The following is an 8,849-nucleotide window of genomic DNA, read 5'->3' as shown; positions in this document are numbered from 1 at the left end:
GTAAAATACATTTTTAATATTATTTTCCCGTCCTTTTAAAGCTGCGTTAAACACGTGAAACATAGCGGTTACATCTGCAAAATACGTTTGATGGTTAGAAATAAAAAGCACGTTTCTATCTGGTAAATTTCGAATAATATCTGAGCCATCAATTTGTAAATTATTAAAACTTCTGTATCTACTATGAGTTAATGCACCAAAAATACGAATTAACCATTTTTTGATGAATAATATATGTCCAAACGGATTTCTTTTGAATAATCCCATACGAATTGCGTTTTAAAAACGATGCAAATTTAGTAATTTTATACTACTTCATTGCGTTTTTAATTAACTCTTTTAACTCGCTGAGCATCATTGCAGTAGCACCCCAAATTAAGAAATTTTCGACTTCAAAAGCAGGCACGTCAATATTTATAGCATAAGAAGTAGTCATTTTAGTTTGTACGATAGTTTTATCATTTAGCAGTTGATGAATTGGGAATTCTAATACGCGTTGCACTTCATCGGGATTCGGAATAAATTGTATATTTTCCTTTGAAAAACCTAAATATGGAGTAACTAAAAAATTACTTGGCGGAATATAAATCTCACTACATTGTCTAATAATTTCAACTTTATTCATTTGAACGCCAACTTCTTCTTCGGTTTCTCTAAGTGCTGTAAATTCTAATGTTCCATCTTCAAATTCTTCCTTTCCGCCTGGAAAACTAATTTGGGAAGAATGCACTCCAGGATAGGTATTACGTACAATTAAAGCCAAATGTGCTATTTCATTTTTAGGATAAACCAACATTAAAACGGCTGCATTTTTTGGTTCAATTTCAGAATACGATTTATCCTTAAGATAAGATATTCGTTCCAAAGGCGCCATTTTTATGTGCGCATCTGTGGCTAACAACTTTTCTTTCTTTAAATTTGCGATATTATTTATAAAGTGAGTGAATTCCATTTTAAGATTTCTAATTTATAAAGTTACAAAAAATAATTACAAAAATGTATAGTAAAGCTGACGCGCAATTAATAAAGAAAGAATTTTGGAGCACTTTTGGAAACGAATATCCAAGAAAATGGTTGCTGTATAATACTAAAATTAAAGACGTTACATTTAAATTTAATGTAGATAATAAAAAAGCATATGTAATGTTAGATATTGAACCCAAAGATGAAACTAAACGAAAAATCTATTTTGAAAAAGTCGAATCGTTAAAAGAAATTTTGATGAATGATTTTTTATCTGATGTAATCTTCGACAGAGAACATTATTTAGAAAGTGGTAAAATTATAAGTCGTGTTTGGGTTGAACTATCAGATGTGAGTTTGAACCGAAAAACAGATTGGGAAACCATTTTCAATTTTTTCTATGATAAAATGGATGCTTTTGAACGTTTCTTTTATGAAAATGAAGATTATATTAAAGATTTAGAAGTGAATACTTAATTGGAAATTAGATAATAGATTTCGGATTTTAGACACGAGACTGAAAAAAAAATTAAATAAAAAAAGTCCTGATTTCTCAGGACTTTTTAACACAAACAAATTAATTATTAAAAACAATATTTATTTTCTGCGATGACTTTAGCAGCAATTTGCTCACGTAATTTCACCACATTTGGCATATTTACATATTTTGTATAACGGCGTAATCCCATTAACATCATACGTTGCTCGTCGCCTTCTGCGAAAGAAACAATCCCTTCTTTTCCTTTCTGAGTAACAATATCAACCGCATTATATAAGTACAATTGAGTCATAGCAAGTTGGTCACTTACTTTATCAGTACCTAATTTTTTTGCCATTTTTTCAGTTCTCAAAACGGCACTTTCTGCCATATAAATTTCAATTAACATATCGGCTGCAGCCATTAAAAGTTGTTGATGATCTTCCAATTCAGCTCCAAATTTTTGAACAGCTGCACCAGCCACCATTAAAAATGCTTTTTTCAATTTAACAATCATTTCTTTTTCTTCTGCTAAAAATTCTGAATAATCAGGCACATCAAAAGATGGAATCCCCATTAGTTCTTCGGCAACAGCCATAGCTGGACCTATTAAATCAACGTGACCTTTCATTGCTTTTTTAACCAACATTCCTACAGAAAGCATACGATTAATTTCGTTTGTCCCTTCGTAAATACGAGCAATACGGGCATCTCTCCAAGCTGATTCCATTGGTGTATCTTCAGAGAATCCCATTCCACCAAAAATTTGAATTCCTTCATCTGTACAATGTTGCACATCTTCTGAAACGGCAACTTTTAAAATTGAACATTCAATAGCATATTCTTCTACACCTTTTAACTCTGCCTCTTGTTGAGAATTACCTTCCACTTCACGAGTTTCAATTCTGTTTTGAATATCTCCAGCAGCTCTGTAAGTTGCACTTTCATCTACGTAACAATTTGTAGTAATCTCTGCTAATTTAGCTTGAATGGCACCAAAACTTGAAATTGGTGTATTAAACTGAATTCTTTCGTTGGCGTAATTTACAGCTCCAGAAATGGTTCTTCTTTGTGCTTCCAAACAAGCAGCTGCTAATTTAATTCGACCGACATTTAAAGCATTCATTGCTATTTTAAAACCTTCACCTCTACCAGCTAACATATTTTCAACAGGAACTTTAGTCTCATTAAAGAAAACTTGACGTGTTGAACTTGCGCGAATTCCTAATTTATGTTCTTCTTCACCTAAAGTGATTCCGTTTGTATTTTCTCTATCGTATTCAACAATAAATCCTGTAATATTTTTATCATTTTCGATTCGAGCAAAAACAATCATTACGTTACAAAATCCTGCATTTGAAATCCACATTTTTTGACCTGAGATTAAATAATGTGTGCCATCAGCAGATAAAACTGCTTTAGTTTTTCCAGAATTCGCATCCGAACCGGCACCTGGTTCTGTCAAACAATACGAACCAAACCATTCGCCTGAAGCTAATTTTGGTACGTATTTTTGTTTTTGTTCTTCAGTTCCATACAATGTAATTGGCATTGTTCCAATTCCTGTATGCGCACCAAAAGCGGTTGAAAACGAACCCGTTGCTCCTGAAATATAATCGCAGACTAAAGCTGTATTTACAAATCCCATTCCTAATCCGCCATATGCTTCTGGAACAGCAACGCCTAAAAATCCTAATGCTCCCGCATTTCGCATACATTGTTCGGTATATGCGTAATCTTTTTTCTCAAATTTATCTTTATGTGCCCAAAGTTCTTTATCTACGAATTCTTTTACAGAATCACGCATCATAATTTGTTCTTCGTTAAAATCTTCTGGAGTGAAAACATTTTCGCACTTTGTTTCTTTTACAAGGAATTGTCCTCCTCTTGTGATATCTTCCATATTAGCCCCCTAACCCCCAAAGGGGGAAACCTACTAGGGGTAAGTAGGGTTTTTATATTATTTACTTTTTTTAAATATTTTCTGCTCCACGATTCCCCCTTTGGGGGTTAGGGGGCTTACATCAATTCGAAAATTCCGGCAGTTCCTTGTCCTGTTCCAACACACATCGAAACAATTCCGTATTTAGATTTTCTTAATTTCATTTCTTCAAATAATTGTACCGATAATTTTGCGCCTGTACAACCAAGTGGATGACCTAAAGCAATTGCTCCTCCGTTTACGTTAATAATATCAGGATTTAAACCTAATTCTCGAGTTACGGCTAATGCCTGAGAAGCAAATGCTTCATTCAATTCAATTAAATCGATATCCTTTAATGTCAATCCAGCTTGAGATAACGCTTTTGGAATGGCTTTTACAGGTCCAATTCCCATAATTCTTGGTTCTACACCTGCAGAAGCAAAGTTGACTAAACGAGCAATTGGTTCTAAATTTAATTCTTTTACCATTTCTTCGCTCATCACTAAAACGAATGCGGCACCATCACTCATTTGAGAGGAATTTCCTGCAGTCACAGAACCATCAGCTGCAAAAACTGGCTTTAAATTGGCTAATGCTTCAACCGAAGTTCCTAATCTTGGACCTTCATCTTTTGAAACGACATACGATTTGGTTTCTTTTTTTCCATTTTCGTTTACAAATGTTTGTTCAATATTTATAGGTACAATTTGACTATCGAATTTACCTTCAGCTTGCGCTTTTAAGGCCTTCATATGCGATTCGTAAGCAAATTTATCCTGATCTTCTCTTGAAATATTGAATTGTTTTGCCACAGCTTCGGCTGTTAAACCCATTCCCCAATAATAATCTTCGTTTCCTGCTGCTGCAACTTTATAATCTGGAGTAGGTTTGTAGCCACCCATAGGAATATAACTCATACTTTCAGCTCCACCAGCAATGATACAATGCGCCATTCCTGATTGAATTTTAGCTGTAGCCATTCCGATGGTTTCTAATCCAGATGCGCAATATCTATTGACTGTCACACCTGGAACATCTGTTACTTTTAATCCCATTAAGGAAATTAATCGTCCCACATTTAAACCTTGTTCTGCTTCTGGCATAGCGTTTCCAACCATAACATCATCAATTCTTGTTTTATCGAAATTTGGCAATTGCGCCATCATATGTTCGATGGTTTCTGCAGCTAATTCGTCAGGTCGTTTAAATCGAAATAACCCTTTTGGCGCTTTTCCTACTGCAGTTCTGTATGCGGATACTATATAAGCTGTTTTCATATTAGCCCCCTAACCCCCAAAGGGGGAATTCCTATTAGGGGTAAATAGGATTTTAAATTATCATTACTTTTTTGCTCCATTATTCCCCCTTTGGGGGTTAGGGGGCTTTAATTTCTCAACGGTTTTCCCTTAGTTAACATAAACTGAATACGTTCTAATGTTTTTCTTTCCGTACAAAGCGATAAGAAAGCTTCACGTTCTAAATCCAATAAATATTGTTCGGAAACTAAATTTGGTTCAGATAAATCGCCACCTGCCATAACATAAGCCAATTTATTTGCTATTTTTTGGTCGTGCTCTGAAATGAATTGTCCTGCAACCATTTGATCCGTTCCGACTAAAAACATTCCTAATGCTTGTTTACCTAAAACTTTTATATCATTTCTTCTAAAAGGTTGCGTATACCCTTGATTTGCCATTTGTAAAGCCACTTGTTTTGCCGTAGCAATTTGTCTATCTTTATTTACAACAACAATATCTCTTCCTTTTTGAAGTACGCCAATATCGAAAGCTTCATAAGCAGATGTTGCGACTTTCGCCATTCCAACTGTTAAGAAATATTCTTGTAATACATTTAATTCCACATCATTTTTTCTAAACAAATCGGATGCACGAAGCGCCATTTCTTTAGAACCACCACCACCAGGAATTACACCAACACCAAATTCTACTAATCCTATATATGTTTCAGCAGCAGCAACTGCTCTATCTGAATGCATAGTTAATTCGCAACCACCACCAAGTGTCATTCCGTGTGGTGCAGCAATTACTGGAATAGATGAATAACGACAGCGCATCATCGTGTCTTGGAACATTTTGATGGCCATATTTAATTCGTCATATTCTTGCTCAACAGCCAACATAAAAATCATTGCTAAATTTGCCCCTACAGAAAAATTCGTTCCTTGATTTCCAATTACTAATCCTTCATAACCTTTTTCAGCAATATCGATGGCTTTGTTTATTCCTTGTAAAACTCCAGCTCCGATAGAATTCATTTTAGAAGTAAATTCTAAATTGATAATTCCATCGCCTAAATCGGTAATAATACTCTCACTATTGTTCCAAACTTTTTTGCTTTCGCGAATGTTATTTAAAATAATAAAAGCATCTTGTCCCGGAATTTTCTCTGTTTGTTTTTTCTCTATATTGTAAAAATAAGTTGCTCCTTCTTTTACAGAGTAGAAAGTCGTATTTCCTGATGCTATCATTTCTGTAACCCAACTTGCAGGTTGAAAGCCTTCCGCTTGCATCATTTCAATTCCTTTTTGAACACCGATAGCATCCCAAATTTCAAACGGTCCGTTTTCCCAACCAAAACCAGCTTTCATCGCATCGTCAATTTTGTAAAAAGCATCTGTGATTTCTGGAATTCTGTTCGAACAATACGTAAACATTGAAGCAAAGTTTTTACGATAAAATTCACCTGCTTTATCTTTTCCTGTTATTAATACTTTAAATCTATCAATCGGTTTATCGATAGTTTTTGTTAATTCCAAAGTTGCGAATGATGCTTTTTTAGCGGCACGATATTCTAATGTATTTAAATCTAAAGAAAGAATTTCTTTCCCTTCTTTTTTATAGAATCCTTGATTGGTTTTACTTCCCAACCATTTATTTTCCATCATTTTATTGATGAAATCTGGCAATTTAAATAATTCTAAAACTTCATCTGTCTTACAATTTTCGTAAATTCCGTTCGCCACGTGAACTAAAGTATCTAAACCAACAACATCAACAGTTCGGAAAGTTGCCGATTTAGGTCGACCAATTACAGGACCCGTTAATTTATCAACTTCTTCAATCGTTAAACCTAATTCTTTTACTTGATGAAACAAGCTCATTATACCGAAGATTCCAATTCTGTTACCAATAAAAGCTGGAGTGTCTTTAGCAACTACAGAAGTTTTACCTAAAAATTTTTCTCCGTAACCATTTAAGAAATCTAATACTTCTGATGAAGTTTGTGGTCCTGGAATAATTTCGAATAATTTTAAGTAACGTGCTGGATTAAAAAAGTGCGTTCCACAGAAGTTTTTTTGAAAATCTTCACTTCTACCTTCACTCATAAAGTGAATTGGAATTCCAGATGTGTTTGAAGTAATTAACGTTCCTGGTTTTCTATATTTTTCAATTTGTTCAAAAACAGATTTCTTTATGTCCAAACGTTCTACAACCACTTCAATAATCCAATCACAAGAAGCAATTTTAGCCATATCATCGGTTGTATTTCCAGTACTTATTCTACTGGCGAAACTTTGATGATATATTGGTGATGGTTTCGACTTTAAAGCTGTTGCTAAATGGTCGTTAACCAATCTGTTTCTTACTAACTTACTCTCAAGAGTCAACCCTTTTTTGATTTCTGATTCAGTTAATTCATTTGGAGTAATATCCAACAAAATTACTTCTACTCCTATATTTGCAAAATGGCAGGCAATTCCACTACCCATAATTCCAGATCCAATAACTGCAACCTTTTTAATATTTCGTTTCATTTATATGTATTTAATTTTGGAGACTTTAGTATTTTAATAATATAAAGATTTATACATTATTTTAGTTTGATGTTTTTATCAAAAATTTCTTTTTCAAGAATTTGTTCATTAATTATATCGGCAACTTGCATAAAATTAGTTAGTTGTTCTTCGGTAATTTTAGATTTAATTACTTCATTAAATTGCAGAACGGTTTGTTTAGATAATTCTCTTTTTTGTTTTCCCTCTTCCGTTAAAAATATCAAAACACCTCTTCCATCAGCAGGATTTTTTTTTCGTACAATCAACCCTCTTTGTTCCATAGATTTTAATGTTCTGGTTAAACTTGTAGCTTCCATACCCATTCTAGGTGCCAAAGCAGTTGAAGGAATTCCTTTATCTTTATCAATGCTTAACAAAGCAAAACCGGTAGCCATTGTAGCGCCATACTTTGCTGCTTCTTCATTATACATTTTAGAAACCGTTTGCCAGGTAAACCTTAAAATATAATCAATTGTTTTATCTTGCATAAAATATTTTTTTCAAATATAAAAAAAAATACTATGCACGCATAGTATTTGTGTAAAATTTTTTATATTTAATACTTGCTTATGTAAATTTACAAATAAAAAAGAAAACGAATTATAAATCCAATACTAATTAATTGTTAAATAAATTAAGAGTAATTCTTACAAAATAATTAATGCTAAAATTCAAATTAATTGAAAAGTACACCAAATTGGTATATGATCTGAAATTTTACGTGCTTCTTTAAGCGATTTAAATGATTTATAAAAAGGTACAATACCGTTTTTCACTATTTTAATTTTACTTAATTTGTAAAAAATATTGTCATATTCTGAAGCTAAGCAATCATTATTAATACATTTCTGACGTAAACTGGTCTTTTGATTTTTAAAAACATTTGTAAATCCATTCTTTTTGATAGGAAAAAAAACAGAATGGCTTTGAGGACAGTTAAAATCACCCATAAAAACTAAATTAAGTTTTGGATATTTAATAGGAAAAAATTTAAAATACTTAATTTCACTGGCGGGGTTTTTCTTTTTTGGAACAGCGTGAAATGAGACGATTGTAAATGATTTACCCTTATATAGAAAGGTTCCCATATAAGGTTCTCTATCAATTTCTTTTTGATAGTTTTGATCAAGCCAACAATTGCCAGTTTTTTTTACAATTGAAGGTTTCCAAATAAAAGCATAACGTTCTCGACTTGATGGATTCGTACTCGTTGTTGGATTACTTATTACATATTCCCATTTTGTACCTTTCCTATTTAATATAGAAACCAATCTACTAACAGCTAATGCACCACCATAACCCGCTACAACTTCCTGAACAGCTATTACATCATATGATTTAATAGAATTAGCTATTATGTCCAATTCACTATCCGACTTTGATTTACCTAAGTTCATAATATTCCAACTACAAACCGTAACTTGAGAAAACGAAACACAAGTAACAAATAAAAAGTAAAAAAGATATTTTAATGTTAACATATTCAGATATTTAATTGAACACTAAATATAAAAAAAATCAATATAAATTACACCTTTTATATTATTTTTATTGCGTTCCCTTTCAGGTCGTGTGTTCCGTTATATCTTTTTTGGTGTTATTTTAAAAAAAAGGATGCCACTTCACCCACTAACGCTTTGGTTTTCATAAGATAAATCTTGTAAACCAGCTATAAATCACGTTTATAT

7 protein-coding genes and 1 pseudogene are annotated in these 8,849 nt (G+C 32.8%); 1 reads left to right on the top strand and 7 read right to left on the bottom strand.

Annotated features, from left to right (window positions below; genetic code table 11):
• Positions 1 to 267, bottom strand: a pseudogene (locus ABWO04_RS08345) (1-acyl-sn-glycerol-3-phosphate acyltransferase); the annotation flags it as partial.
• Between the two features lie 43 nt (positions 268 to 310).
• Positions 311 to 952 carry an NUDIX hydrolase gene (locus ABWO04_RS08340; RefSeq protein WP_353079066.1) on the bottom strand — a complete coding sequence of 214 codons (642 nt, stop codon included), beginning with the start codon at positions 950 to 952 and terminating at the stop codon, positions 311 to 313.
• A 44-nt stretch (positions 953 to 996) separates the two neighbouring features.
• Here ABWO04_RS08340 and ABWO04_RS08335 point away from each other — a divergent pair, with 44 nt between their 5' ends.
• Positions 997 to 1,440, top strand: a complete 444-nt coding sequence (locus tag ABWO04_RS08335; RefSeq protein ID WP_353079064.1) for a DUF4268 domain-containing protein — start codon at positions 997 to 999, stop codon at positions 1,438 to 1,440.
• A gap of 107 nt (positions 1,441 to 1,547) precedes the next feature.
• On the opposite strand, the gene ABWO04_RS08330 is transcribed toward ABWO04_RS08335, so the two are convergent.
• The 5 genes from ABWO04_RS08330 to ABWO04_RS08310 form a co-directional block, all read right to left on the bottom strand.
• Positions 1,548 to 3,344 (bottom strand): acyl-CoA dehydrogenase FadE, encoded by a 1,797-nt coding sequence (locus ABWO04_RS08330; RefSeq protein WP_353079062.1) that lies wholly within the window; start codon positions 3,342 to 3,344, stop codon positions 1,548 to 1,550.
• 116 nt (positions 3,345 to 3,460) lie between these two features.
• Positions 3,461 to 4,642 carry a thiolase family protein gene (locus ABWO04_RS08325; protein ID WP_353079060.1) on the bottom strand — a complete coding sequence of 394 codons (1,182 nt, stop codon included), beginning with the start codon at positions 4,640 to 4,642 and terminating at the stop codon, positions 3,461 to 3,463.
• A 107-nt stretch (positions 4,643 to 4,749) separates the two neighbouring features.
• Positions 4,750 to 7,140, bottom strand: a complete 2,391-nt coding sequence (locus ABWO04_RS08320; protein ID WP_353079058.1) for a 3-hydroxyacyl-CoA dehydrogenase/enoyl-CoA hydratase family protein — start codon at positions 7,138 to 7,140, stop codon at positions 4,750 to 4,752.
• 56 nt (positions 7,141 to 7,196) lie between these two features.
• On the bottom strand, positions 7,197 to 7,649 hold the full coding sequence (locus ABWO04_RS08315; protein WP_353079056.1) for a MarR family winged helix-turn-helix transcriptional regulator: 453 nt from the start codon (positions 7,647 to 7,649) through the stop codon (positions 7,197 to 7,199).
• 183 nt (positions 7,650 to 7,832) lie between these two features.
• Positions 7,833 to 8,642, bottom strand: a complete 810-nt coding sequence (locus ABWO04_RS08310) for an endonuclease/exonuclease/phosphatase family protein (protein ID WP_353079054.1) — start codon at positions 8,640 to 8,642, stop codon at positions 7,833 to 7,835.
• Positions 8,643 to 8,849: the final 207 nt, after the last annotated feature.

The sequence above is a fragment of the Flavobacterium sp. genome, assembly GCF_040382755.1.
Lineage (GTDB): Bacteria > Bacteroidota > Bacteroidia > Flavobacteriales > Flavobacteriaceae > Flavobacterium.
Note: the sequence above shows the minus strand (reverse complement) of the source record. Positions and strands in the feature narration are given on the sequence as shown.